Source organism: Streptomyces sp. NPDC101152 (genome assembly GCF_044768275.1).
Classification (GTDB): domain Bacteria; phylum Actinomycetota; class Actinomycetes; order Streptomycetales; family Streptomycetaceae; genus Streptomyces.
Map to the genome: position 1 here is coordinate 374,563 of NZ_JBIWPO010000002.1, position 26,576 is coordinate 401,138.

At 72.4% G+C, this 26,576-nt stretch carries 20 protein-coding genes; 13 read left to right on the forward strand and 7 right to left on the reverse strand.

Annotation, left to right across the window (positions count from 1 at the left end):
* The first annotated feature begins 155 nt into the window (after positions 1-155).
* The 6 genes from ACIRVK_RS04375 (at position 156) to ACIRVK_RS04400 (ending at position 11,498) form a co-directional block, all read left to right on the forward strand.
* Positions 156-2,795, forward strand: coding sequence for a protein kinase (locus ACIRVK_RS04375; protein ID WP_404243784.1), 2,640 nt, complete (start codon positions 156-158; stop codon positions 2,793-2,795).
* Between the two features lie 174 nt (positions 2,796-2,969).
* The gene (locus ACIRVK_RS04380; protein WP_404243786.1) at positions 2,970-4,637 is read left to right on the forward strand and encodes a protein kinase; all 1,668 of its coding nucleotides are present in this window, start codon (positions 2,970-2,972) and stop codon (positions 4,635-4,637) included.
* Positions 4,638-4,704: 67 nt separating this feature from the next.
* Positions 4,705-6,327: a serine/threonine-protein kinase gene (locus ACIRVK_RS04385; RefSeq protein WP_404243788.1), complete on the forward strand. Its 1,623-nt coding sequence runs from the start codon at positions 4,705-4,707 to the stop codon at positions 6,325-6,327.
* Positions 6,328-6,375: 48 nt separating this feature from the next.
* Positions 6,376-7,977 carry a protein kinase gene (locus tag ACIRVK_RS04390; protein WP_404243790.1) on the forward strand — a complete coding sequence of 534 codons (1,602 nt, stop codon included), beginning with the start codon at positions 6,376-6,378 and terminating at the stop codon, positions 7,975-7,977.
* Positions 7,978-8,080: 103 nt separating this feature from the next.
* Positions 8,081-9,694 carry a succinic semialdehyde dehydrogenase gene (locus tag ACIRVK_RS04395; RefSeq protein WP_404243792.1) on the forward strand — a complete coding sequence of 538 codons (1,614 nt, stop codon included), beginning with the start codon at positions 8,081-8,083 and terminating at the stop codon, positions 9,692-9,694.
* A gap of 28 nt (positions 9,695-9,722) precedes the next feature.
* On the forward strand, positions 9,723-11,498 hold the full coding sequence (locus tag ACIRVK_RS04400) for a GMC family oxidoreductase N-terminal domain-containing protein (protein ID WP_404243794.1): 1,776 nt from the start codon (positions 9,723-9,725) through the stop codon (positions 11,496-11,498).
* 75 nt (positions 11,499-11,573) lie between these two features.
* Here the strand turns inward: ACIRVK_RS04400 and ACIRVK_RS04405 are convergent, their stop codons facing one another.
* The gene (locus tag ACIRVK_RS04405) at positions 11,574-12,605 is read right to left on the reverse strand and encodes a hypothetical protein (protein WP_404243796.1); all 1,032 of its coding nucleotides are present in this window, start codon (positions 12,603-12,605) and stop codon (positions 11,574-11,576) included.
* Between the two features lie 190 nt (positions 12,606-12,795).
* On the opposite strand from ACIRVK_RS04405, the gene ACIRVK_RS04410 reads away from it, so the two are divergent.
* A complete protein-coding gene (locus ACIRVK_RS04410) occupies positions 12,796-13,947 on the forward strand; it encodes a hypothetical protein (RefSeq protein WP_404243798.1) in 1,152 nt (383 codons plus the stop codon).
* Positions 13,948-14,486: 539 nt separating this feature from the next.
* Here ACIRVK_RS04410 and ACIRVK_RS04415 read toward each other — a convergent pair.
* Entirely contained in the window at positions 14,487-14,741 is a 255-nt protein-coding gene (locus tag ACIRVK_RS04415; protein ID WP_240863518.1) for a chorismate mutase, read from the reverse strand.
* A 336-nt stretch (positions 14,742-15,077) separates the two neighbouring features.
* On the opposite strand from ACIRVK_RS04415, the gene guaA reads away from it, so the two are divergent.
* Complete coding sequence (guaA, locus tag ACIRVK_RS04420) at positions 15,078-16,652, forward strand: glutamine-hydrolyzing GMP synthase (protein WP_404243801.1); 1,575 nt, start codon at positions 15,078-15,080, stop codon at positions 16,650-16,652.
* 18 nt (positions 16,653-16,670) lie between these two features.
* On the opposite strand, the gene ACIRVK_RS04425 is transcribed toward guaA, so the two are convergent.
* The gene (locus tag ACIRVK_RS04425; protein WP_404243803.1) at positions 16,671-17,144 is read right to left on the reverse strand and encodes a pyridoxamine 5'-phosphate oxidase family protein; all 474 of its coding nucleotides are present in this window, start codon (positions 17,142-17,144) and stop codon (positions 16,671-16,673) included.
* 139 nt (positions 17,145-17,283) lie between these two features.
* Between ACIRVK_RS04425 and ACIRVK_RS04430 the strand changes: the two genes are divergently transcribed.
* Positions 17,284-18,078, forward strand: coding sequence for a class II aldolase/adducin family protein (locus ACIRVK_RS04430; protein WP_404243806.1), 795 nt, complete (start codon positions 17,284-17,286; stop codon positions 18,076-18,078).
* A 17-nt stretch (positions 18,079-18,095) separates the two neighbouring features.
* Here ACIRVK_RS04430 and ACIRVK_RS04435 read toward each other — a convergent pair whose 3' ends face one another.
* Positions 18,096-18,977: a DUF4429 domain-containing protein gene (locus tag ACIRVK_RS04435; protein ID WP_404243808.1), complete on the reverse strand. Its 882-nt coding sequence runs from the start codon at positions 18,975-18,977 to the stop codon at positions 18,096-18,098.
* Between the two features lie 187 nt (positions 18,978-19,164).
* On the opposite strand from ACIRVK_RS04435, the gene ACIRVK_RS04440 reads away from it, so the two are divergent.
* Together ACIRVK_RS04440 and ACIRVK_RS04445 are read left to right on the forward strand one after the other, a co-directional pair.
* On the forward strand, positions 19,165-20,454 hold the full coding sequence (locus tag ACIRVK_RS04440) for a hypothetical protein (RefSeq protein ID WP_404243810.1): 1,290 nt from the start codon (positions 19,165-19,167) through the stop codon (positions 20,452-20,454).
* A gap of 187 nt (positions 20,455-20,641) precedes the next feature.
* Positions 20,642-21,169 (forward strand): DoxX family protein, encoded by a 528-nt coding sequence (locus ACIRVK_RS04445; RefSeq protein WP_404243812.1) that lies wholly within the window; start codon positions 20,642-20,644, stop codon positions 21,167-21,169.
* 96 nt (positions 21,170-21,265) lie between these two features.
* Here ACIRVK_RS04445 and ACIRVK_RS04450 read toward each other — a convergent pair whose 3' ends face one another.
* Both ACIRVK_RS04450 and ACIRVK_RS04455 read right to left on the reverse strand, forming a co-directional pair.
* Complete coding sequence (locus tag ACIRVK_RS04450) at positions 21,266-21,514, reverse strand: hypothetical protein (protein ID WP_404243814.1); 249 nt, start codon at positions 21,512-21,514, stop codon at positions 21,266-21,268.
* The gene (locus ACIRVK_RS04455; protein ID WP_404243816.1) at positions 21,501-23,129 is read right to left on the reverse strand and encodes a PspC domain-containing protein; all 1,629 of its coding nucleotides are present in this window, start codon (positions 23,127-23,129) and stop codon (positions 21,501-21,503) included. Before ACIRVK_RS04455 ends, ACIRVK_RS04450 begins: the two co-directional genes overlap by 14 nt.
* A gap of 179 nt (positions 23,130-23,308) precedes the next feature.
* Here ACIRVK_RS04455 and ACIRVK_RS04460 point away from each other — a divergent pair, with 179 nt between their 5' ends.
* Both ACIRVK_RS04460 and ACIRVK_RS04465 read left to right on the forward strand, forming a co-directional pair.
* Positions 23,309-24,601 (forward strand): PspC domain-containing protein, encoded by a 1,293-nt coding sequence (locus ACIRVK_RS04460; protein WP_404243818.1) that lies wholly within the window; start codon positions 23,309-23,311, stop codon positions 24,599-24,601.
* Positions 24,598-25,317, forward strand: coding sequence for a LuxR C-terminal-related transcriptional regulator (locus tag ACIRVK_RS04465; RefSeq protein WP_404243820.1), 720 nt, complete (start codon positions 24,598-24,600; stop codon positions 25,315-25,317). Before ACIRVK_RS04460 ends, ACIRVK_RS04465 begins: the two co-directional genes overlap by 4 nt.
* Positions 25,318-25,320: 3 nt before the next feature.
* On the opposite strand, the gene ACIRVK_RS04470 is transcribed toward ACIRVK_RS04465, so the two are convergent.
* The gene (locus tag ACIRVK_RS04470; RefSeq protein WP_404243822.1) at positions 25,321-26,385 is read right to left on the reverse strand and encodes an NlpC/P60 family protein; all 1,065 of its coding nucleotides are present in this window, start codon (positions 26,383-26,385) and stop codon (positions 25,321-25,323) included.
* Positions 26,386-26,576: the final 191 nt, after the last annotated feature.

The following is a 26,576-nucleotide window of genomic DNA, read 5'->3' on the forward strand; positions in this document are numbered from 1 at the left end:
CTTATTGGGGCGTCAGATATGGCATCCCGTCTTTGCGGGTTGCCTCCGGCACGTATCGTGAAGGCTTACGGACCGTACGCATCCAGGCATGTGTTCGGTCGGAACGGGGCGCAAGGCGAACGGAACTGACCAACCGGGCGGCCGAGGGAGGCAACGTGGACGACTATGCGGGTCGGGTGCTCGCCGACCGCTACCGCCTGCCGTTGCCGCCCTCCGACGAGTACGAACTCACCGAGACCCGGGCCTTCGACACCTACAGCGGTCAGGAAGTCCTGGTGCGTCAGGTGCCGTTGCCGGAGGTCGTCGAGGCGGAGGTGCTCGACGCCGAGGGACTGCCCGAGGGGTTCACTGCGCGTGACTCCTGGGACCGGGGGGCGCGGCGACCGTCCGCGCGAGGGGGCACCCGGCGGCCCACCGATCCCGCCGTGCGGCGCGCGGTCGAAGCGGCCCAGGCGGCGGCCGGGATACCCGATCACCCGCGGCTCGACCAGGTCTTCGACGTGTTCGCCGAGGGCGGGTCGCTGTGGATAGTCAGCGAACTGGTGGCCGCGCGCCCGCTGGCCGCGCTGCTCGCCGAGAGCCCGCTCAGCCCGTACCGGGCGGCCGAGGTCGCCTCCGACGTCCTCATGGCCCTGCGGGTGCTGCACGCGCACGGCTGGGTCCACCGCAACATCACCGCCCGCACGGTGCTCGTCTGCGACGACGGCCGCGTGATGCTCACCGGCCTCGCGGTCGGCGCGGCGGAGGAGGCGCTGTGCGGGTACGACCCGGTACCGGCGCCGGATGACGACGAGAGCGTGGGGCGCGGCGGCGGTACGGTGGGCGGACCGGGCGGACCGGGCGGGCAGGGTGGCCATGGGGGGCAGGGCGTCCCCGGTTCGCAGGGTGGGCCCGCCGGCGTCGACCCCGTGGCCGCGCGGAGTGCCGCCATCCGGGCGCGTACGGCCGCGGGCCAGCCCGGCGCGGAGGCGGACGCGGGCGGCGGGAGCGGTGGGTCGGGGGCCCTGGTGCCCAAGGCGCCGGACAGCGGCGGGGACATCAGGGCCGCGCGCGCCGGCGCGATCGCCGCGTACCGGGCGGGCGCCCGGGCAGCGGCGCGGGTCCAGGAGGCGCAGAACGGCCGGGCGGCCCTGCCCGCAGCCCGCCCGGCATCCACGGCGGGCCCCGCCTCCCACACCAACGGCACGGCACAGCCGTACGCCTCCGGCGAAGGAGTCGAGAGCGTGCCCGGCACGCCGCCGGGGCAGATAGCCGACCCCTACGGCGTGGGCGGCACCTCTTGGCACGGTGCCTCGCCCCGTACCGGTGCCGGTGACGGCCCCGCAGCGCTGCCGTCCGGCGACGGCGGCCACCAGCCCGGCACCTCCGTGGGCGACCTGGGCACCGCCCCTCCGACCGGCCTCCCCTCCCAGCATCCGGGCGGCATCCCTCCGCAGACCGGCTTCAACGCCCCCGCCCCAACGGATCGGCCCGCAACCGGCGTTGGTTCCGCCCACTGGGGCGACCTGGCGGCCAGGACCCCCGCTCCGTCACGCGGCCCCGCCACCGCGCTCGCGGCCGAGCGGGCTCGGCAGGCGCGGATGGCCGTGGTGGGGCCCGTGACCGAGCGGTGGGCGCCCGAGCAGGCCGGACCGGTGCACGAGAACTGGCAGTTGGCGGCGCCGATCGGTCCCGCCACCGACCTGTGGGCGCTCGGGGCGCTGCTGTTCCGGGCCGTACAGGGGCACGCGCCCTACCCCGAGGAGTCGACGGCCGAGCTGGTGCAGCTGGTGTGTGCCGAGCCGCCCGCCTTCGCCGAGGAGTGCGGGCCGCTGAGGCCGGTCGTGGAGTCGCTGCTGCGCCAGGACCCCACCGAGCGGCTGGAGTTCGAGGAGCTCAGGGGCTGGCTGCGGTCGCTCGTGCGGTCGGCGCCGGAACCGGACGCCGGCACGCATGTCGTCGCCGCGCCGCCCGCCGACCCCAACCGGCTGCCGATCGTGCGCCGGCGCGGGGAACTCGTGCGCAGGCGACGCGCGGGGCTGCCCGCGACGCACGGCCGGCACAAGCGGGCCAGGGAACAGGAGCAGTCCCCCCGTCGACTGGGCCGCACCCTGCTGCTGTTGGTGCTGCTCCTGCTCGTCGGCGCGATCGCGTACGCCATGCTGTTCCTGCCCAAGGCGGGACACGACGGTGCCGCGGGCGGGCAGCGCACCGGCACGGCAGGCGACGTCAGCCCGGCGCCCGGCCGCTCGCAGGACGGCGGCGGCCCTTCGCAGCCCCCGCGGACCTCCTCGCCCACGCCGAAGGACAGCCCCTCCACCTCGAGCGGAGCGGCCGGCACCCAGACCACCAACCCCGACGTCGCCAGCGGATTCACCCTGCGCAAGGACCCCGAGGGCTTCCAGGTCGCCGTCGCCCAGGGGTGGAGCCGGGCGGGCAGGAACGCCTGGAACCAGGTGGTGTACTCGAAGGGCGACTACCAGCTGATCATCGTCCCGGGGCGGGACGGCGCGGGGACGTACGGCAGCGACCCGATGGCGTACCAGCGGGACGAGGAGCACGAGTTGCAGCCGTACCGCAGCTCCAGTTGGGCCACCGCGACCGGCCTGCGGACCATCACCGTGGGGACGCGGGTCATGGCCGAGGGACAGTTCACCTGGACCGACGACGGCGGGCACGACCTGTACGTGCGCAACCTGGCGATCCTCATCAACGGGCGTTACCACGTCGTGCAGGTGCGCGGTCCGGAGTCGCAACGGGACGAGGTGACCCGGCTGTACGAGCAGGCGTACGGCACCTACAGCTCCACCAAATAGGTCACTCTCCGTCATCCACCGTTCCGTAACGTGCGGGGCGCCGGAAGGTTCACTCCTCGTTGCGGAAGCGACAACCGTCACAGTGCTGTCACCTTGGCACCCCCGTGGTTCCCTGCGGGCGGAGCGGTCCTTAGTCTGACCCTGTCAAGACCATTGCGGGGCAACGTGAATCAGATGCAGGGCCAGCTTGTCGCGGGCCGCTACCGGCTCGCCGACTCCATCGGCACCGGCGGCATGGGCCGTGTGTGGCGGGCGCACGACGAGGTGCTGCACCGGGCCGTCGCGATCAAGGAGCTGACCGCCGCGCTCTACGTCTCCGAGAGCGACAGAGAGCGGTTGCTGGCGCGTACGCGCGCGGAGGCGCGGGCCGCGGCGCGGATCAACCACTCCGCGGTCGTCACCGTGCATGACGTGCTCGAGCACGACGGCCGGCCGTGGATCGTGATGGAGCTCGTCGAGGGCTACTCGCTGGCCGACGCCGTCAAGGAGCACGGGCGCCTGGAGTCCGCCGAGGCCGCGCGGATCGGTCTGTGGGTGCTGCGGGCGCTGCGCGCCGCGCACTCCGCCGGGGTGCTGCACCGCGACGTGAAGCCCGGCAACGTGCTGATCGGGCACGACGGCCGGGTCCTGCTCACCGACTTCGGCATCGCCCAGATCGAGGGCGACACCACGATCACCCGCACCGGCGAGGTCGTCGGCTCGGTCGACTACCTCGCCCCCGAACGCGTCCGCGGCCACGACCCCGGCCCCGCCTCCGACCTGTGGGCGCTGGGCGCCACGCTCTACACGGCGGTGGAGGGCCGCTCGCCGTTCCGCCGCACCTCGCCGCTGTCCACCATGCAGGCGGTCGTCGAGGAGGACGCCGCCCAGCCGCAGCACGCCGGCCCGCTCGGCCCCGTCATGGCCGCGCTGCTCCACAAGGACCCCGCCGCCCGGCCCGACGCGGCCGAGGCGGAGCAGATGCTAGCGGAGGCGGCGGAGGGGCGTCGGCCGCAGACGGCGCAGGCGTATGTGCCCACCCAACATGGGGGCATCCGCCACGAGACCCGGTCGGGCACCGGTTCGCACACCCACACAGGTGCGACACCGCCCACGGGCTCCGCTGCGCCGTACCCGCCGATGACCGGGGCGACGGCGATCGGGCCGACGGGCCTGGGGCCGAGTTCCGCTCCCGCCGCCCCGCCCAAGCGCCGGCGGCTGCGTGCCTTCGTCCTCGTCGTCGCCCTCGCCGCGATCCTGGCCAACGGTGTGGCGTTCGCACTGCAGAAGTGGGACGAGGTGCGGAGCTCGGGCGGCGGCACCAGCTCGGCCTCGGGGAGCCCGACGCCGACGGGCACGTCCACGCAGGGCTCCAACGGTACCGATTCCGCCAACTGGAAGCAGTACAAGGACCCCTGGGGCTTCAGCGTCTACCTGCCCGCGGGCTGGAAGCGGAAGGTGTACGAAGTCGTGGGCCCCCTGAGGCAGGTCGACTACACGCCCGACGGCGGAAAGCACTTCGTCCGCATCGCCATCGACACCTCGCCGGACTTCAGGGACGCGTACGCGCACCAGTTGAACCTGGAGAAGCAGCTTCAGCGGCTGGTGGACTACAAGCAGGTCCAGATGGTGAAGAACATCTACCGCGATCGCCCCGGCTCCGTCTGGGAGTACACCTGGACCGCGCTGAAGAAGGACCCGCCCTACGTCGCCGGGCCGCGCCACGCCATCGAGGAGACGTACTTCTCGCAGGACGGCACCGAGTACGCGATCTACATGTCCGCACCCGCGGCCGACTGGGCGACGACGAGCAAGCAGTTCAAGTCGGTGCTGCAGGGCTGGCAGGAGAAGGCGGGCCAGTAGACGGCGCGCGGGAGTTGGCCGGTCGGTGTCCCGGAGCCGGTCCGTCCGGTGCGGCATGATGGGGCGCATGGGGACCGAGGGGGAAGGCGTCCGTGTCGTGGCGGGCCGGTATCGGCTCGAGACGCGGATCGGGCGCGGCGGCATGGGCGTGGTGTGGCGGGCGACCGACGAACTGCTCGGCCGGCAGGTGGCGGTCAAGGAACTCCCCTTCGACGACACCCTGTCCGAGGAGGAGGCCCGGCAGCGGCGCGACCGCACCCTGCGCGAGGCCCGTGCGGTGGCCCAACTGCGGCATCCGCACATCATCGTCGTGCACGACGTGGTCGAGGACGATGAACGCCCTTACATCGTCATGGAGTTGATCGACGGCGGCTCGCTCGCCGACCGGATCGCCGCGCACGGCCCGGTCGACGCCGACGAGGCCGCGCGGATCGGCATCGGCCTTTTGAGCGCGCTGCGCACGGCACACGCGGCCGGGGTGCTGCACCGGGACATCAAGCCCGCCAACGTCCTGGTCGAGTCCGACTCGGACCGGGTCGTGCTCACCGACTTCGGCATCGCGCAGGTCGCGGGGGCCACCACCCTCACCGAGACCGGCTCGTTCGTCGGCTCGCCCGAGTACACGGCGCCGGAGCGGATGTCGGGGGTGGCGACCGGCCCGGAGTCCGACCTGTGGTCGCTGGGCGCGCTGCTGTGCACGGTGCTCAGCGGCGAGTCCCCGTTCCGGCGCGACTCGCTGGGCGGCATCCTGCACGCCGTCGTCTTCGACGAGATCCGCCCGCCCGCACAGGCCGAGCCGCTGCTGCCCGTCGTCCGGGGCCTGCTGGAGCGGGACCCGGAGCGGCGGCTGGGCGCGGCGCAGGCCGAGCACATGCTGCGGGCCTTCCGCGACCTGGGCCGCACCCCGTCGCCGTCCCTCTACACGCCGACCCAGCGGGACGTGCCCAAACCGCCACCGCCCGCCCCGGCGCCCCCGACGCCGCCCACGGTGGAGACCCGGCATTCCACCCGGGGCGTGCTGGTGGCCGCGCTGCTGGTCGCCGCGGTGGCGGGCGCGGGGGTTTCGGCGGCGGCACTGCTGATGAACCAGGACCATGCGGGGGGCCGTACGCCGGCGGATTCGGGCCCGGTGACCTCGGTGAGCGCATCAGCCTCGCCCTCGCCCTCGTCGAGCGCCCACCGTCCCACACCCAGCCCCAGTTCCAGCGCCGGTGCGGCCGCGACCCGTCCCTCCGCTCCCTCCGGCTACCGCGTCGCCGACGACCCCGGCGGCTTCTCGCTCGCCGTGCCGGAGGGCTTCACGCGGGTACCGCAGGGGGAGCGGATCTTCTACATGTCGCCGGGGGAGACGTTCCGCCTCGGCATCAAGGTCGCCGACCCGGCCGCGGGCGGCCCGCTCGCGGTCATGAAGAACTCGGCGGTCAACGGGCCCGACACCAATCCCGGTTACCACGACGGCCAGGTCACGGCGTCCCAGCACGCCGGACACCCCGCCGCCCTCTGGGAGTTCACCTGGAACGGATTCAGCGCGGCGGAGGGCCCCCGGCACACCTACGACCTGTGCTGGGACGAGGGCGGGCGGATGTACGACGTGTGGGTGTCGGCACCGGTCGGCAAGGTGCGGGAGGCGAAGGAGTACTTCGACGTCGCGGTCGACACCTTCGCGCCCGCGCTCCAGGGCACGCCGTAGGACGGGCCCGCGTCGACAACCCGCCGTTGCGCACGGTACTCATGGGACATGAGTGCAGGTGGCGAACAGACGCGCGGAGGCCGGGTGCTCGGCGGGCGCTACCGGCTGATCGGGCGCATCGGCTCCGGCGGTACGGGCACCCTGTGGCAGGCCCACGACGAACTCGTGGACCGGGACGTCGCCGTGAAGCAGCCGCGGCTGCCGGGCGACCCCGAGGACGAGCAGTACCGGCGCGCCGCCCACCGCCTCTACCGCGAGGCCCGCGCCGCCGCCCGCGTCGACCATCCCTCCGCCGTCTCCATCCATGACGTCGTCCTGGACGAGGACGGACTCCCGTGGATCGTCATGGAGTTGGTCCGGGGCGAGTCCCTGCACGAGGTGCTCCGGCGCGGCCCGGTCGACCCCGTGGAAGCCGCCCGGATCGGCCTCGCCGTCCTCGGTGCCCTGCGCGCCGCGCACGCCGTGGGGATCGTCCACCGGGACGTGAAGCCGGCCAACGTCCTGCTCGGCCCGAACGGCCGCGTCGTCCTCACCGACTTCGGCATCGCCCATGTCCAGGGCGAGGAATCCCTCACCGTGGGGCGCGGCGCCGGACCGGCCGCCGACCTCTGGTCCCTGGGCGCGCTGCTGTACACGGCCGTCGAAGGCGCGTCTCCCGTCCCGCGTACGGCGGTGGAGTCGACGCCGGCCGTCGCCGTCACCGCCGATCCGCCCGAGCCACGCCAGGCCGGCCCGCTCGGGCCGTTGATCGCCGGGCTTCTGGCGAAGGATCCCGAGCAGCGGCCCGGCGCGGAAAAGGCCGCGGCGGTGCTGGAGGCGGTGACGGAGGGGCGGCCGGTTCCGCGGGCGGAGGCTCAGGGTACGGCGGAGCAGCGGGAGTCCGCCGAGGACAAGGGAACCTTACGGCTGGAACCGATACCCCAGCCGGACACGGCGGGCGCGTCCGACGCCCCGGGAGAGCCGGCAGCCGCCGGTGGTCCGCGCCCCTCGAAGCGTGCCCTCCCTGTCCGCCCCGTCCCCCTCGCCGCGGTCGCCGTGCTCCTCGTCGGCGGGACCTGGTTCGGCACGTCGTACGTCACCGGTTCCGGCAGGGGCACGGGCGTCTCCGAGGGAGCCGCCACGCTCACCGAGGCTCCGGCCCGTGCGACCCCGGATGCAGCGGCCTGGACCGCGCACCGGGAGGCGGACATGGACGCCGTCCTGTATCTGCCCGAGCGGTACCGGCGGATCTACTGGACGGAGGAGGCCGGCTCCGCCCGGCTGAGCGTCTACGAAGACGGCGCCGACGACACCGTCGCGGTCCGCCTCGCCGAGTGGAGGAAGGCCCCCGCCGCCCCGATGACCGAGGCGAAGAAGACCATGAAAGGGATGGAGGGGCACCAGCGCACCGCGGGCCGGTACACCGCCACCACCTTCCACGGTGACCAGGCCGCCCTGTCCGACGTCACCTACGATCCGGACGGCAGAGCGTCCCGGGTGCTCCAGCTCGTCGTCCGCACCGCCGACGACCGCATGTACCGGCTCCAGGTGCAGATGCCCCAGGGCACCCCGGACGAGAAGCAGGGCACCGCCGTCTTCGAGGGCGCACGGGACCGCCTGCGGATCGGAGTGGGCCGAACCACCGCCCCCGGACCTCCTCCAACGCCCTGATCAGCGCAAGCCCTGCCAGTGACCACTGGCGGTGTGTGCGCACTCGGTGAAGCCGCGTTACCGACGGGTACCCAAAGTTTCGGTACCGGCATACCCTGCGGCCATGACGGACGCGCTAGCCCCGGCCAAGACCGGCACGAACCCCCTCGCCCCCGCGCCCGAGGGCGCCCGTACCGCCTCCGACGTGGTCACCCCGGAGCTGGTCGCCCAGCTCACCAAGGGCGTGGTCGGCTCCGGACGCACCGCCAACCACACGCCGTTCACCGGCGAGAAGCTGGCCGACCTGCCGGAGTCCACGCCCGAGGACGTGGCGAAGGCCTTCCAGGCGGCCCGCAAGGCGCAGGCCGTGTGGGCGGCGACGCCGGTACGGCAGCGCGCGGCCGTCCTGCTGCGCTTCCACGACCTGGTCCTGGAACGCCAGGCCGAGGTGCTCGACCTCATCCAGTTGGAGACCGGCAAGGCGCGGCTGCACGCCCACGAGGAGGTGCAGGCCGTCGCGGTCGCCGCCCGCCACTACGGCCGCAAGGCGCCCGCCTATCTGAGGCCGAAGCGGCACACGGGTGCCGTGCCTACGCTCACCAAGGTCACCGAGCTGCGCCACCCGCGTGGGGTCGTCGGCCAGATCGCCCCCTGGAACTACCCCCTCGAGCTCTCCGTCGGCGACGCGCTGCCCGCCTTCGTCGCGGGCAACGCCGTCGTGATGAAGCCGGACACCGAGACCTGCCTCACCGCCCTGTGGGCCCGCGATCTGCTCATCGAGGCGGGGCTGCCCGCCGACGTCTTCCAGGTCGTGCTCGGCGAGGGCCCGGTCGTCGGCCCCGAGGTGGTCCGGCACGCGGACTACGTCTCCTTCACCGGCTCCACCCGCACCGGCCGCGAGGTCGCCCAGGGCGCCGCCGCCCGTCTGGTCGGCGTCTCCCTGGAACTCGGCGGCAAGAACGCCATGCTGGTCCTGGAGGACGCCGACATCGAGAAGGCCGCCGCGGGCGCGGTCCGCGCCTGCTTCTCCTCGGCCGGCCAACTGTGCATCTCCATCGAGCGGTTGTACGTCCACGAGTCGATCGCCGACGCCTTCCTGGAGCGCTTCGCCGCCCGCACCAAGGCGATGCGGCTCGGCACCTCCCTCGCCTACGGTGCCGACATGGGCTCGCTGGTGGGGGAGCGGCAACTGGAGACCGTCACCCGCCATGTCGAGGAGGCCGTGGCGAAGGGCGCGAAGGTCATCGCCGGCGGCGTCGCCCGTCCGGACGTCGGCCCGTACTTCTTCGAGCCGACGATCCTCGACGGCGTCACCGAACCGATGGCCGTCTGCACCGAGGAGACCTTCGGCCCGGTCGTCTCCATCTACCGCTTCTCCTCCGACGACGAGGCCGTCGAGCACGCCAACTCCACGCCGTACGGCCTCAACTCCTCGGTCTGGACGAAGAGCGGCAGCCGCGGCCGGGAGATCGCCGCCCGCCTGCGCACCGGCACGGTCAACGTCAACGAGGGCTACGCCCCCGCCTACGGCAGTGTCCAGTCCCCCATGGGCGGCATGAAGGACTCCGGCCTCGGCCGCCGGCACGGCTCGGAGGGCATCCTCAAGTACACCGAGGCGCAGACGGTCGCGCAGCAGCGGCTCCTCCCGATGGCCCCCTCGCTGGGGATGGACGACGAGAAGTACGCCCAGTTCATGAGCCGAAGCCTGAGGCTCATGAAGGCATTCCGGTTCAAGTAGAACCACCCGTTCTCAACGAGGAGAGCACGTGGCACAGGACACCTACGACTACGACGTCATCGTCGTCGGCTCAGGCTTCGGCGGCTCCGTGACCGCCCTCCGCCTCACCGAGAAGGGCTACCGCGTAGGTGTCCTGGAAGCCGGCCGTCGCTTCACCAGGGAAACCCTCCCCAAGAACTCCTGGGACCTGAAGAACTACATCTGGGCCCCCAAGCTCGGCATGTACGGCATCCAGCGCATCCATCTGCTGGGCAACGTCATGGTGCTGGCGGGAGCGGGCGTGGGCGGCGGCTCGCTCAACTACGCCAACACCCTCTACGTACCGCCGAAGCAGTTCTTCGACGATCCCCAGTGGCGTGACATCACCGACTGGCAGGAGGAGCTGAAGCCGTACTACGACCAGGCCCGGCGCATGCTCGGGGTACGGCTCAACCCGACGATGACCCCCTCGGACGTCCACCTGAAGGCGGCGGCCGAGCGGATGGGCGTCGGCGACACCTTCCACATGGCGCCGGTCGGCGTGTTCTTCGGCGACGGCAAGGACGCCGAGGGCCACAGCAAGGCCGCGCCCGGCGAGCAGGTCGACGACCCCTACTTCGGCGGCGTGGGTCCGGCCCGCAGCGCCTGTACCGAGTGCGGCGAGTGCATGACCGGCTGCCGGCACGGCGCGAAGAACACCCTCAACGAGAACTACCTCTACCTCGCCGAGAAGGCGGGCGCGGTCGTCCACCCCATGACGACGGTCGTGTCGATCACCGACGACTCCCAGGGCGGGTACGCGGTCGCCACCCTGCCCACCGACGACCGGAGCGCCCGGGGCCGTACCTTCAAGGCCCGCCAGGTCGTCGTAGCGGCCGGCACCTACGGCACCCAGACGCTGCTGCACCGTATGAAGGCGGGCGGCCAACTGCCGTACATCTCCGACAAGCTGGGCGAGCTGACCCGTACGAACTCGGAGGCACTGGTCGGCGCGCAGACCGACAGCCGCCGCTACCGCAAGGTGACGGGCGCACCGCAGGTCGACTTCACCCGCGGCGTCGCCATCACGTCCTCCATCCACCCGGACGAGAACACCCACATCGAGCCGGTCCGCTACGGCAAGGGCTCCAACTCGATGGGCGGCCTGTCGATCCTCCAGGTCCCGTACGCGGAGGGCTCGTCGCGGGCGCTGGCGTGGCTGCGCAGTGCCGCCCGGCATCCCCTGCTCGTCCTGCGCTCCCTCTCCAACCGCCGCTGGTCGGAGCGGACCATCATCGGCCTGGTGATGCAGTCGCTGGACAACTCCCTGACGACGTACCTGAAACCGGACGGCGTCGGCAAGGGCCTGCTCACCGCGCGGCAGGGCCACGGTGCCCCCAACCCCAAGCAGATCAGGGCCGCTTCCGAGGCCGCGTCCGCGATCGCCGCCGACATCAACGGCTTCGCCGGGTCGAACGTCGGCGAGCTGATGGGTACCCCGCTCACCGCCCACTTCCTCGGCGGCTGTCCCATCGGCGCCTCCCGCGAGAGCGGCGTCATCGACCCGTACCACCGCCTGTACGGCCACCCGGGCATCTCGGTCGTGGACGGCGCCGCGGTCTCCGCCAACCTGGGCGTCAACCCGTCCCTCACCATCACCGCGCAGGCCGAGCGGGCGATGTCGTACTGGCCCAACAAGGGCGAGGCGGACCCGCGTCCGGCGCAGGGAGCGGCGTACGAGCGCCTGCAGCCCGTCGAGCCGAAGAGCCCGGCGGTCCCGGCGGAGGCGTTCGGCGCGCTGAGGCTGCCGTTCCTTGGGATGCCGGCGGTGCCACCGAAACCGTAGCCGCGCACGCACAAGGGAAGGACCCGCGCTCCCCTCCGAGCACGGGTCCTTCCCTGTTCCTGCGGTGAGCTCCGGCTACGCGTCCGACCCGGCCCTGCGGCGGCGCGCGACGACGATCGAGCCGGCACCGAGGACGACCGCGACACCGCCGACCAGGCCGATCACCGGCAGCGCGGAGCTGGAGCCGGTCGCGGCGAGGCTGCCGGTGGCGGACACGTCGGTGACGTCCTTCAGCGGCCTGCGGCCACCGGCCTGCGGCTTGGCCTCGTTCGGCTTACCGGCGTGGGAGCCGGCGGCCAGGATCTCGAAGAAGTAGACCCAGCCCTTGGGGTCGTCGGCGACCCAGCAGCCCTTGTCGTCCGAGTACTCGGCGAGGCCGCCGGTCAGACCGAGGGAGGCCGGCACCTTGCCGCTGACGCTCAGCCGCAACTGGTACGAGACCGACTTGCCCGCGCCGAGCGAGAACGCGGTGAACGTGCCGCCCTCGCCCGCCGCGTCGGCGATCGTCTTCCAGGTGCCGGAGGACTTGTCGAGGACCTGGACCTTGATCTGGCCCGAGTAGTCCTTCGCGTCCTCCCAGCCGACGGCGGCGACGCCGATCAGCGGCTTGATGTCCTTGATGTCGTGGTCGCCGTGGTTGGACACGTTGAAGGAGAACGTCGTCCAGCCGCTTCCGGCGACGATCGTGTCGGGCAGCCCGGACAGGCCGCTCTTCAGGTCGGCGCTGAGTTCGGCGGTGCTGTCGCCGTTCTGGTCGACGCACAGCTCCGCGCCGCCCGGGGTGCTCGCGCTGGGGCTCGGCGACGGGGACGCGGGGGCGCTGCTCTGGGTGGCGGCCGGGCTGCTCGCGGGCGCCGCGGGAGTCGTCTTGGGGGCGGCCGGGGTGCTTTCCGGTGCGGCAGGGGTGCTCTCGGGGGCGGCCGGCGTGCTCTCCGGCGCCGCGGGGGTGCTCTCGGGAGCGGCGGGGGTGCTCTCCGGTGCCGCCGGGCTGCTGCTCGACGTGTCCGGCGTGTCGCCCGTGGCGAACGCGGCCGGGGCCGACAGCAGGGCAAGGGGTGCCAGGACGGCCGTAGCGGCCGCCACGCCCATGGCACGGCGAAGCTTCATGGAAGACCTCAAGGGAGTCCAGTGTGGAGGGCTCCGCGTGTGGGGCGCGGGTGTGGCCCTTGGTTCGCCTGGTTGGATCAGTGACGGCAGGGACAGGTTGTGTTCGCCTTGACACGTTTTTCATGTGCGCTGCGTCACGTACGCTCTGCTGCCCGACAGACCGTCACGTTTCACAGAGAGGCGCCGCGCCGTGGCCGACAGACCGTCCGACGAGGCGAGACCCGGATCCGGATCCGGAGAGGAACCCTCCATACCCGACGACGTCTGGGAGAAGTTCCTCAAGGACAGCGAACGCGACATCCACGGCTCCGCGCCCAAGGAGCCGTCCGCGCGGGCCCGTATGGTCACCGAGCGGCTGCGCAACCAGGAGGCCCGGGGGGCGTTGCCCGAGGGCTGGCGCACCGGGCCGGCCTGGCAGCAGGAGAAGGGGCGCCGCGGGCGGCGGATCGGTGGGGCGCTCGCCGTGCTGCTGGCCGCCGCCGTGACCGTGGTCGCCATGAAGCCGTCGTTGCTGCCGGGCGACCTCTTCGGCACCCGCAAGTCGGCGGCGGCCGACGCGTCACGCCTGCCTGAGGAGACGGCGGCGCCCACCGCCCCGCCCGCCTCGGTCGACCCCCATGTCCCCACGCTCACCCGCCCGTTCGCCGGTTCCCCGGCGGAGAGCTGGGCGGACGGCGAGGCCGGCATCGTGCTGCCGAAGGCGACCGCGCTCGGCTCGATCCCCCAGGACCGCGTGGCCCTCGCCCTCCAGCTGACGAAGGAGCTGCTGGTCGACGCCAACCTCGACCCCCGGGTGCTGGCCGGGGCCCGCCCCGAGGCCGCCCTCGCGGTCCTCGACCCGAAGCAGCCGAAGCTGCTCGACGACCTCGACACGGCCCTGCGCACGCCGAGCAAGGCACACAACCCGCTGACCCTCTTCAGCCGCTTCGACCCCAGGGAGGTCAAGCCCGCCGGGAACGTCGTCAAGGTCCGGGGCCGGATCACCTTCGACAAGGGCGACTTCGCGGGGGTGGCGGTGCACGCCGACTACACCTTCGTCTACCCCGTCGTCCGCACCGACGGCTCCACCGAGGTCACCCGCACCATCGTGCGCCGCGTCATCGACGCCGAACTCCCCGACCCCGCGCACTACCGGGTCACCCCCGGCCTCCTGAACCTCGTGCGCTACGACGAGGACGGCGGCAACACGGCCTGCGACATCCACGACGGCTATCTGCACCCGCAGTTCCCCTCCAAGGCCCCCACGGCCGGCGCCACCCCGACCGGCCCGTCGGTCGACCCGTACGACCGCAGCCGCCCCATCGACCAGTCGCACTCCTGCGGAACGGTGAGCCGCACGTAGTGCCCGGCACTCCTCCTTGACACGCGACGGCATGCGAAGGGCCCCGCGGGACTCGAGGCCGCGGGGCCCTTCTCCGTCAGCACCGACGTCAGGGCAGCGCCGGTGCCCGGGAGCGGCGCCGGGGGGTTGCGCCGCTTGTCCTGTGTGCACCCTGATGGTCTGGACCTCTGGCACTGAGCAAGGACAGTGCAATGCGGTTGTCTGCGGTGGGACTTGGGGGCTGTCTAGGCATCGTGCTGGATGGACGCGCCCTCCGCAACCGTTTGACCCAGGACTGTGCGTTTTCGCAGGTTCCGCCGGTCGGCCCCGGGCGTCCCCGGAGCCGACCGTTTACTTGGGTGACCGGGCTGCTGTCCCCTGCCGTCCGGTCACGACCCTGGAGCGAGGTCCCACGACGCACGGCACGACCCGTACGTCTCATCGCTCCAGCAAGCCACGCGTGGTTCTTTCGGGCCCGCCCCTGGCTGGCACGGACACCACCACCAACGAAGCGGTCCGCGGGGCGGTCACGCGCCGTACGGGTGAGAAGGGGCCCGAACTCAGATGCGACCGCGGCACAGTTCGAGCAGCGTCATCGCAAGGGGCGTGCCCGGCTTGCCCAGAGCCTCGCGGTAGCGGCCGAGGATCTCCATCTCCCGGGACAGGTGCACCCGCCGGCCGCCGGAGGCGATACGGGTCTGCTGTACGACGGCGGAGACGGCCATCCGTTCCTGGATGAGACCGATGATCCGGTCGTCGAGCGCGTCGATGCGCTCCCGGGCATCAGCGATGGTCGCTTCCGGTGTGGTGGTCATGTCGGGCTCCTCGGTGAGGGGCGTCCCGAGGCGACAGGATCCGGAGAAACACCAGGCGCCCCGGACCTTGTCGGCCCGGGGCGCCTGGGGAAGTCGCTTGTCAGTGTCTCAAGCAGCACGACCATGGCAGCCGGTGGGCCGGTTGCCATAGGTAAAGGTCGAGTGCTGAAGCATGCGGGGAGTGTATACCAGCCCGTCCGGCATGTGGGGACGAGGCCCGTTCAGGGTCGAACCGGGGGCCCGCGGGCGCAGCCTCCAGCACGACGGCGAGGTCACCCACGCCCACCCCGCTAGACTCGGTACCACAACCCTCGCCCAACCGCCGGAAGGCACCCCGTGTCATCAGCGACCCCAACCGCCACCGACACCGTTCTGGTCGTCGACTTCGGCGCGCAGTACGCCCAGCTCATCGCCCGTCGCGTCCGCGAGGCCCGGGTCTACAGCGAGATCGTGCCGAGCACCATGCCGGTCGCGGAGATGCTCGCGAAGAACCCGGCGGCGATCATCCTCTCCGGCGGCCCCTCGTCCGTGTACGAGGAGGGTGCTCCCCGCCTGGACCGCGAGATCTTCGAGGCCGGCGTCCCCGTCTTCGGCATGTGCTACGGCTTCCAGCTGATGGCGCAGGTCCTCGGCGGCACCGTCGACAACACCGGCGCGCGCGAGTACGGCCGCACCGACCTGCACGTCTCCAAGTCGGGCTCCACCCTCTTCGAGGGCACCCCGGACGAGCAGCACGTGTGGATGTCGCACGGCGACGCCTGCTCCGCCGCCCCCGAGGGCTTCTCCGTCACCGCCTCCACGAACGTGGTGCCGGTCGCCGCCTTCGAGAACGACGAGAAGAAGCTCTACGGCGTCCAGTACCACCCCGAGGTCATGCACTCCACGCACGGCCAGCAGGTGCTCGAGCACTTCCTGTACCGCGGGGCCGGCCTCACCCCCTCCTGGACCACCGGGAACGTCATCGAGGAGCAGGTCGCCGCGATCCGCGAGCAGGTCGGCGACAAGCGCGCCATCTGCGGTCTGTCCGGCGGCGTCGACTCCGCCGTGGCCGCCGCTCTCGTGGCCCGCGCCATCGGCGACCAGCTGACCTGCGTCTACGTCGACCACGGCCTGATGCGCAAGGGCGAGACCGAGCAGGTCGAGAAGGACTTCGTGGCCGCGACCGGCGTCAAGCTGGTCGTCGTCGACGCGGAGGAGCGTTTCCTCACCGCGCTCAAGGGCGTCTCGGACCCCGAGGAGAAGCGGAAGATCATCGGCCGCGAGTTCATCCGGGTCTTCGAGCAGGCCCAGGCGGAGATCATCGCGGACGAGGGCCCGGCGGTGGAGTTCCTGGTCCAGGGCACGCTCTACCCGGACGTCGTCGAGTCCGGCGGCGGCACCGGCACCGCGAACATCAAGTCCCACCACAACGTCGGCGGCCTGCCCGAGGACCTCGAGTTCCAGCTCGTCGAGCCGCTGCGCAAGCTGTTCAAGGACGAGGTCCGGATGGTCGGCCAGGAGCTCGGCCTCCCGGAGGAGATCGTCCAGCGCCAGCCCTTCCCCGGCCCGGGCCTCGGCATCCGCATCGTCGGCGAGGTGACCAAGGAGCGGCTCGACCTGCTCCGGGACGCCGACGCCATCGCCCGCGAGGAACTGACCGCCGCCGGTCTCGACCGGGACATCTGGCAGTGCCCGGTGGTCCTGCTCGCGGACGTCCGCTCGGTCGGCGTCCAGGGCGACGGCCGCACCTACGGCCACCCGATCGTGCTGCGTCCGGTCTCCTCCGAGGACGCCATGACGGCCGACTGGTCCCGCCTGCCGTACGACGTCCTCGCGAAGATCTCGACACGGATCACCAACGAGGTGCGGGACGTCAACCGGGTCGTCCTGGACGTCACCTCGAAGCCGCCGGGCACCATCGAGTGGGAGTAGGCCCCGGCACGCGCACGATCAGGCGCGCTTGATCGTGCGCAGGGGTTCGCCGGGCTTCCAGACCTGGACGACGAGGTACTTGTCGTCCTCCACGGAGGTCCGCACGACCTCCGTCAGCTCGGCGCGGAAGAGGTGGAACGGCTCCGGCGGTTCCACCTCTTCGCTGTACCCGGCCTTGGTCGCGGGATCGTCGACCTCGACCGCCCGCCCGGCGATCCGCACGTCGCCCCCGCCCATCGACTGGCCTTCGCCGGGGTTCGCCTGGAGCGCGAACCGCGGGTCGCGGCGCAGGTCGAGCGCCTTGAGCGAGTCCGGTATCATGCCGAGCCACAGCTCGCCGTTCAGGAAACGCACCTCGAGACCGGTCGTGCGCGGGGAACCGTCCTGCCGCAGCGTGGCCAGGACATGATGGGTGAAGGCACCGAAGCGTTCCTCGGCGGTCTTCGCGAACTCGGGTTCGGCGGCGCTGAAAGCCGCCCAGTTCCATGCCATACGTCCAGGGTGGCGCCGATACCGGACATCTCCTGTCGTGTATTGGCTGCGCGCGTCATCTTTACAAAACAGCACTGTTCTCCTGCGCTGACCGAGGGTAACTTCCGCCTCGTCAAGCAACCCAGTGCCGGAGGACCACATGCCCGGGCCGACCCCACCGACTCCGCTGCCCACCGATCGGCTGCGCTTCGCCATGCCGCCGATGCACGACTCGGTCGACGACGAGCGCCGACACCGCAAGGAGCGGCTCGCGGGCGCGCTGCGGATCTTCGGGCGGTACGGGTTCGAGGACGGCGTCTCCGGGCACATCACCGCCCGCGACCCCGAGTACAGCGACTGTTTCTGGGTCAACCCGTTCGGTATGCCGTTCAAGCACGTCACGGTGAGCGACCTGGTGCTCGCCAACTCCGACGGGCAGGTCATCGAGGGCCGCTACCACGTCAACCAGGCCGCCTTCACCGTGCACGCCCAGGTGCACGCCGCCCGCCCGGACGTCGTCGCCGTCGCCCACTGCCACTCGGTGCACGGCCGCGCCCTGGCCGCGCTCGGCGACCTCCTGGACCCCATCACCCAGGAGAGCTGCGCCTTCTACGAGGACCACGCCCTCTACGACGCCTACACCGGCGTCGCCGTCGACGCCGAGGAGGGCCGCCGGATCGCCGGCGCCCTCGGCACCCGCAAGGCGCTGGTGCTGCGCAACCACGGGCTGCTGACCGTCGGCGACTCGGTGGACGCGGCGGCCTGGTGGTTCCTGTCGATGGAGCGGTCCAGCCAGGTGCAGCTGACGGCGAAGGCGGCCGGTCGACCGGTCCTGATCGAGCACCGGGCAGCGGTGGCCACCCGCGAACAGCTCGGCGGCGACCTGGTGGCGTGGATCAACTACCAGCCCCTGTGGCAGGACATCAGCCGCAGCGAACCGGACCTGCTGTCCTGAGGGTTTCCGAGGAAGGTTCAGAAGCCCCGCAGCACCGCCGCCTTGGTCATCGCGAACTCCTCGTCCGTGAGCACCCCCTCCCGGTGCAGCTCACCCAACTCCCGCAGCCGGCGCAGCAGTACGTCGTGGTGGTCGGCCGGCGGTGACACGGCAGCGGCGGGCCGGCGGCCCGCGAGCTCGCCGCCGCCCCGGGTGGAGGGATGCGGCAGCCGCGCGGTGACCGCCGTGGCGACCAGCGCGGTCAGCAGATCCCGACGGGCGCTGCCCCACAGGTCCAGCGCGTACGGGTCCTTCTCCGGCGGCAGCTTCGAGAACACCGTCTCCCGGGTGACGAACCGCAGGAAGCCGTCCTCGTAACCGGAGTTGGGCAGCCACTCCACCTGCACCACATCGCCGACGGCGATGATCCGCGGCCCGGTCGCCCGCTTGACCCGGTCCGAGGTGTCGGCCCAGTCGATGCGCACCTGGGTGCCGTCGAAGGAGACGGTCCCGTCGGAGGAACGGACCGAGACCGGCACCGGCGGCCCCGGCAGCAGATACGCCTTCGTCGGCTCCTTGGGGATCTGCTCCAGCAGGAGCGCTCGCCGGATCTCCTCGGCCACGTACTCCGCGACCCCGGACCGGTCCAGGTCCACCAGCAGCCGGTACGGGTCCGCCGGATCGGGCAGCCGCCCACCGGTCGCCTGCAGCAACGGATCCGCGCCCTCGCGCAGCCGCACCCGAAGCCGCCCCCGCTTGCGCTCGGGTTCGTAGACCACGCCCGCGATGGCTTCGAGGGGTACCGCGACCTCGCCGTACGTCTGCCGGAACAGCGGCACGGAGCGGTGCAGGCCCGGCGTGATCCTGACCGTGGTGCCGTCGAAGGCCCAGGTCCCGTCCCGCTGGATGATCTCGGCCATGGGGAAATTCTCGCAGCCGGGTCAACACGGCGGCCCCCGCTTCCCCCGCGCTGACCAGACCTGCCGGACGCGGAGGGGGTGGCGTAGGGCACAATTCGCTGGCATCACACGGGAGTTGCAAGGCGGCGGCCGGCTGCTGGACAGGCGGCGCCGGTCGATGGGGTCGTGCGGAAGGCGGGCGTCGGGCGTGGCGGTGCAGGAGGCGAGAGGTGGCGCGGACGCGGGCGCGCACGGTGGCGGACACGCGGGCGGCTGCACCTGCGGGGACTGCCCGCACGGAGCGCGCGAGGGACATCGACGGGCCGTCGCCGAGTTCCTGCTGATGCGGGACGGGTTCGCGGCCGGACAGGGGGTGCCGGCAGCGGTGGCCCACTCGGCCCAGGCCTCCCGCCAATGGGTGTCGGAGGAACTCACCCAGTCGGCGGACGTGGTCGCCGAACGCGGCCGCGCGGAGGGCGAGGCGTGGCTGGCCCGCCTGTGGGCCCGTACGGCCGTCACCGTCTGGGCCCTGGTGCTGCTGTTGCTGCTCGTGCAGTCCCTGACGGCGATCGGCGCGGGCTGGACGACGGCCCGTACGGCCGGACTGCTGGCGGCACTGGTGCTCGCCGGCGCGCTCACGGCCGCCTCCTTCTTCCACCGCGCACGCGGCGGCGCTCTGGCCCCCGTGATCGGCGAGGACAACCGCCTCTCCACCTCCCGCACGGTCGCCGCCGTCTGGGTCCTTGTCGTCGCCTACGCGGTACTGGTGCTGGTCGGGCGCCTGGCCGCGGCCTCCGACCACAGGGAACGGGACGCGCTGATCTCCGGCCTCCAACTCGCCCGGGGCGCGGGCGTGGTGACCGTACTCGCCGTGGTCTGCGGGATCGCGGTCCTCGTCCGGCGCGTGGTCGCCCTGCGCATCCTCGCCCAACGGCTGCAGAAGGTAAGGGCGCACCGGCCGAGGGCGGCCGACCTGCTGACCGACGACGCCGGACGCGGCAGCTTCGCCGACATCCAGTACGTCGTGATCAGCGCGGTCGCCGCGCTGTTCGCCGCGGTACGGCTGGCCCGGCGCCCGGACCAACTGCCCGACCTGCCCTGGGGACTCGCCGTGGTGGTCCTGGTCTCGGCGGCGACCTACCTGGCGGGCAAGTACGCCGAGGGCGGCCGCCCCGTGATCCTCTCCGTGGTCCGCGCCCGGGAGGCCGGTGACCTGGACGGCCCGATCCGCACCGGGGACGACATCGAGATCCGCGGCGCGGGCTTCGTCCCGGCGGGTGCGCAGGGCGCCGACCGGCTGTCGCGCATGGTCGTACGCATCGGTGCGGTGAACGTCCATGTTCCTCTCGTTCCGGTGGCCGGCGGTTTCAGCAACCCGACCGACGCGGTCCTGACCGTGCCGGTACCGGCCGACGTGGAGCCAGGTCGGGTTGAGGTGCAGGTGGTCACGGCGGCGGGGGTGGAGACCAATCGGTACGCGGTGGATGTGACCGAGTGATCGGTGTGAAGTGATGTGAGGTGATTGGTGTGAAGGCCTGAGGGGAACGGCACTTCAGAGGACGGCGCTCCTCACGCCGTTCCGCGCACTACGCCAGAAATCGGCACGAACGCATTGAGTACCCCCGCCCCTGATGTACGTATCGTCTTCCAAGGGGTCCCGGCACGGCGGGCGAGAGGCGGCAGTGATGACCCACGGCATGCGCACCGACACGCACACCCCCTACCTCGACGGCGGCCGGAGCTGGCGCGACAACGCCACCCGCTACGCCCTCCTTCCGCTCCGCGTCTTCCTCGGTGTCACCTTCATCTACGCGGGCCTGGACAAGATCACCAACAGCGCCTTCATGAAGTCCTCCGGCGCCGGCTCCATAGGCGAGACGATGCGCTCGGTCCGCGACTCCTCCGCCATCCCGGCCCTGGTCGACCTGGCCCTGAAGAACCCGACCGGTTTCGGCTACGCCATCGCCTTCGGTGAACTGGCCGTGGGCATCGGCACCCTGGTCGGCCTCCTCTCCCGTCTGGCCGCCCTCGGCGGCGCCCTGATCTCCCTCAGCCTGTGGCTGACCATGAGCTGGGCCTCGGACCCGTACTACTACGGCAACGACCTCGCCTACCTGATGGCCTGGCTCCCCCTCGTCCTGGCGGGCGCCCCCGTGTTCTCCCTGGACGCCGCACTCCGCGCCCTGCGAAGGCCGGCGGGAGGATACCGGTAACCCGTGGCCGGCCTGGTCGTTGGGCCAGTGCGTCTGGCCGTGGCCTCCGCCCTGCCATGGCCACTCCACCTCGCCGGTCAGCCGGTTGACGCCCTGTCAGGCCGACGCGTCCGGCTCGGCCTCCGCGCTCTCCTGTCGCCGTGCGGTCACCGCCCTGCGCCGGCGTATCCCACGGCTGACCAACCCCACCGCCGCGGCGAGGAACAGCCCGACCGCCACAACGGGTATCACCGCGAACCACGGCGTATCCCACAGGCCGCCCGCGTCACCGGCGTACATCGCCCCCGCGAGGGCGAGGAAGAGACCGGCGACCAGCCTTCCCGGCTGGAACTCATGACGTAGCACGGATCACCTCCGCCTGCCCGACCCCGACCCGGAGGCCGAGGTCCAACGTGCCGGCGTTCTTGTCGCCGGTGACCGGCGACAGCGTCACGTCCTTGTGCTTGCCCGGCGCCACGTCCACGTTCTTCCTCGTGTCTCCCGGCAACCGGATGTCACCCACTCCCACGTCGATGCTCAGCCTCACGTTCGCATTCTTCGGCACGATCACCTTCAACTGACCCGCCCCGACCTCGGCCTGCGTGCTCACCGTCTGTCCCTTCGCCGGGCGCAGCCGGCCCAGGTCCAGGGTGCCGACACCGCTCCCGAGCCGGTACGTCGTCCCCACGTCGGCCACGGCGGCGGGCTGCCAGGTCGTGCGTATCCAGTGCGTGCTGATGTCCTTCGGCAGGGCGGCCGAGCCGGCGAGCAGCGCCGCCGTGACCATGGCGAGGAAGACCGAGCCCGCTCCCGTCCGCCCCAGGAACGCGCTCAGGGCGATCCCCACGCCGACGACGAGGAGCGCACAGGCGAGTCCGGTCTGCAGACTGGTGCCGAGGGCGTGGTCCGTCCACGTGGTTCCCGTGCCGAGGCCGCCCGCCAGGAGGGCGAGCAGGAATATCCAGCCGCCGATCCAGCGGGGGCCGCGCGGTCTGGGCGGCACGGGGCGCGGGGTGCGCGGGGCCGGGCGACCGGCCCAGGCGGTGCCGAGGCTGATGTTGACCGCCGCCGCGATGTCCCGGTCGTGGGAGTCCCGGGGACCCCAGAGGTAGCCGGTGCCGCCGACGTGCGTTCCGTCCTTGACGATCGGGTCACGCCACCACGAGGGATAGGCGGCGGGGACCGGCGGTGCCTGGGCCTCCGGCGGGGCGTCGGCGACCGCCTGGGCGGCCAGCGGGTCGGGATCGGGGGCGTCCCGCTGCTGCGACCAGTACCCCGCTCCCGCCAGGAGCAGGGAGAGGACCACCGCGAAGGCCAGCACCCCGCCGTTGCTCAGCATCGTCAGGAACACCCCGCAGCCGACCAGCGAGAACAGCACGGCCGTCAGCGCCTGTCCGTCGACCCGGCCGGTCAGCAGCTTGCGGACCTCGTTCTCCTCCTCGCCCTCGAACGGGATGAGCAGCCAGGCGAAGCCGTAGAAGATCAGGCCTATGCCGCCGGTCGCGGAGAGCACCACGAGCGTGATCCGGAAGATCACCGGGTCCATGTCGCACTGCCGCCCGAGCCCGGAGCAGACCCCGGCAAGCATCTTGAACTGCCGGTCACGACGGAACCTGCCGGGAGACGTGACCTGCCCGGCGCCTGCGAGGTCCTCTCCGCGTCGCCGGTCCCGCCCCCCGGCCAGGGCTTCCGCGTCTGTCGCGTCCGTGCCCCGGGCACCGATGTCCTCACGCGGGCCTTGGGTTTCCCTGGCGTCGCGCCCCTCCCAGGCACCCCCCTCTTTCCGCGCGCCCGCGTCCGCCCGCCCGTGCGCGCCCGCGTCCGCGTGTGCGCGCACGCCCGAGCCGGACGCGGGGCCCGAGTCGGCCGGGGAGCCCGGGCCCGCGGCGGGCGCGGCATCCTGCGGCCCGGCGCCCGGAACTGGGCCCGGGCCGGAGCCGGGTCCCGGACCCGTCGCGGCGGCGTGCTGGTGATCTGTCATGTGTCCATGGTGACGGGCCGACCGCCCGAGCGGCAGTCGGGACGACCCTGGCCGAACCCTGATATCGCCCCTGACCCGCCGCCCGGGAAGCGTTCGACGGGCGGCGGAGCCGAAGATCAGGGGAGTCTCGGGGGTCGACCCTGATGCCCCTGTCCTCCACCCGTGTGAGTATCGGTGGCATGCCGGAAGCCGCTGCAGCGCCCCTCGTCGAACCGCGGCCGCCGCGCAAGCTCTACCGCAGCAGCGACGGACGCTGGCTCGGTGGTGTGGCGCGGGGGCTCGCCGGACATCTCGGGCTGCCCGTGGTCTGGGTGCGGCTCGTGTTCGTCGGCCTGTTCATGGCGGACGGCCTCGGCGCCCTGCTGTACGCCGCGTTCTGGTTCTTCGTGCCGCTGGGCGTCGGCGGTGTCGGCGGCCAGAAGCCCCCCTCGCTGGTCAGTACCGAGACCTCGCCCGACGGCCGCCGCCGGCTCGTCGCCCGCAAGCCGGACAAGGGACAGATAGTCGCCCTGCTCCTGATGGTCGTGCTGGCCATGGTCTTCGTGGGCAACGTGAAGCTGGGCACCGGCGCCAAGGCCTACCTCTGGCCCGTCGTCCTCGTCGGCGCGGGCGTCGCCCTCGTCTGGCGCCAGGCGGACAACGCACGCCGGGCCCGCTGGGTCGAGGTCGGCAGCCGCCGTCGCACCCTCACCCTGCTGCGCGCCGCGGGCGGTGTCCTGCTCGTCACCGCGGGCGTCTCCGGCGTCTTCGTCCTGCAGGGCTCCACCGCCCACCTCGGTTCCGTCCTGCAGGCCGCGCTCGCGGTGCTGGTCGGCATAACGCTCCTCGCGGGGCCGTACCTCGTCCGCATGACGCAGGACCTCTCCGAGGAGCGGCTGATGCGCATCCGCGCCCAGGAGCGCGCCGAGGTCGCCGCGCACGTGCACGACTCCGTGCTGCACACCCTCACCCTGATCCAGCGCAACGCGGAGAACGCGAACGAGGTGCGCCGGCTGGCCCGCGCCCAGGAGCGCGACCTGCGCACCTGGCTCTACAAACCGGAGGGCACCGGCAAGGACGAGGCGGACGAACCCGCCAACCTCGCCGACGCGGTGCGGCGCAACGCGGCCGAGGTCGAGGACAAGCACGGCGTCCCCATAGAGGTCGTCATAGTCGGCGACTGCCCGCTCGACGAGAGAATCGGCGCGCAGATGCAGGCGGCGCGCGAGGCGATGGTGAACGCCGCCAAGTACGGTGGCGAGGGCGGCGCGGTGCAGGTCTACGCCGAAGTCGAGGGGAGGACGGTCTTCGTGTCGGTCAGGGACCGCGGCCCCGGCTTCGACCTCGACTCGATACCCACCGACCGCATGGGCGTCAGAGAATCGATCATCGGCCGCATGGAGCGCCACGGCGGCACGGCGCGGCTGCGTGCGGTGCCGGACGGCGGCACGGAGGTCGAGCTGGAGATGGAGAGGGCGGAGAAGACGTCATGAGCGACCCGACCGAGGCGAACGAGCCCGTGGAGTCGACCGGCGGGAGCGCGGGCGAGCGGCATGTGCGCGTGGTCCTCGTCGACGACCACCGCATGTTCCGTACCGGCGTCCAGGCCGAGATCGGCCGCACCGACGAGACCGGCGTCGAGGTCGTCGGCGAGGCGGCGGACGTCGACCAGGCGGTCACCGTCATCACCGCCACCCGCCCCGAGGTGGTCCTCCTGGACGTCCATCTGCCGGGCGGCGGCGGGGTCGAAGTGCTGCGCCGCTGCGCCGCGTTGATGGCCGACGCCGAGCAGCCGGTGCGCTTCCTCGCCCTGTCCGTGTCGGACGCGGCGGAGGACGTGATCGGCGTGATCCGCGGCGGCGCCCGCGGTTACGTCACCAAGACGATCACCGGGACCGACCTCGTGAACTCCATCTTCCGCGTCCAGGAGGGCGACGCCGTCTTCTCGCCGCGACTGGCCGGCTTCGTCCTGGACGCCTTCGCCTCCACCGACGCCCCGCCGGTCGACGAGGACCTGGACCGCCTCACCCAGCGCGAGCGCGAGGTGCTGCGGCTGATCGCCCGCGGCTACGCCTACAAGGAGATCGCCAAGCAGCTGTTCATCTCGGTGAAGACGGTCGAGTCCCATGTCTCGGCGGTCCTGCGCAAGTTGCAGCTGTCCAACCGGCACGAGCTGACCCGCTGGGCCACGGCGCGACGGCTGGTGTGACGCTCACACCACGCGCGTGGCGCCCGCGAACGGCATCTCGTCGACCGGCGCGATCCGCACCGGTTCCGACGGGTTCGGGGCGTGGATCATCTCGCCGTCGCCGATGTAGATGCCGACGTGGCTGACGCCGGAGTAGAAGAACACCAGGTCGCCGGGGAGGAGTTCGGACCGGGAGACACGGCGGCCGGCGTCGATCTGGGCGTAGGTCGTGCGGGGGAGGGAGATGCCGGCGGAGCGGTAGGCGGCCTGGACGAGGCCGGAGCAGTCGAAGGCGCCCGGGCCGGTCGCGCCCCACACATAGGGGCTGCCGAGCTTGGAGTAGGCGTAGGCGACGGCGGCCGCGGCACGGGAGTCGGGCGCCTCCGCGGCGGCCGCGCCCGGGGCCGTCAGACCGATCCGCGCGTCCGGACCGGACCGTGAGGCGCGCGCGCCGCCGTCCCTGCCGAGTCGCGCGCGTTCCTCGGCGGGCAGTTGGGCCAGCAGCCGTCTCGCCGCGTCCAGCTTGGAGGTGATCGTCCTCTTCTGCCGCTGCAGTTCCGCCTGCCGGGCCCTCAGCGAGGTCAGCTCGATGCGTGCGGCGCCTCGCAACTGCTCGATGTCCCGCAACTGCCGGCGCACGTCCGCGACGGCGGCCGCCTGCCGGGTGCCCGCCCGGTCGACGAACTCGGCGCCGTCGAGGTACCGCTCGGGGTTGTCGGACAGGAGGAGCTGCACCGCCGGATCGATACCGCCGGCGCGGTACTGCGCCCGGGCGATCGAACCGAGGGCGTCCCGCGCCGAGTTGAGCCTGTCCGTCCTGCGGGCCGCCTCGTCCCGCATCGTCGACAGCCGCTGCTCGGCCGCGTCCGCCTTCTCCTTCGCGCCGTCGTACTTCTCGGTGGCGGTCTCCGTCTCCTGGTACAGCTTGTCCACCTGCGCCTTCACCTGCGACGGTGTCAGTTTCGGCGAGGCCTGGCCGGTTCCGTCGAAGGCCGTGGCGGTCGCCGCGCCCGCGAGGGCGATGGTGAAGGCGGTGCGGGCCGTGTTGCCGCCCAGCGAACGCCGACCGGGTTTGCGGTGCGCTGCCACGTGGACTGCACGTCCTTTCGTAGGGCCGCCCCGGGCCCCGAGGCGGGTTGCGCGTCCGGCGGCGGCCCACACAGGGGGAGCGGGCCACCGCCGGACCTTCTCGGCGGTGGTGGCCGACTGCCGCCCCTGGCCCGGGCGGCGGTGGGGAGCCGGTCACCTGGGGGAGGACGCTAAACCTGATGGTGTCGGCG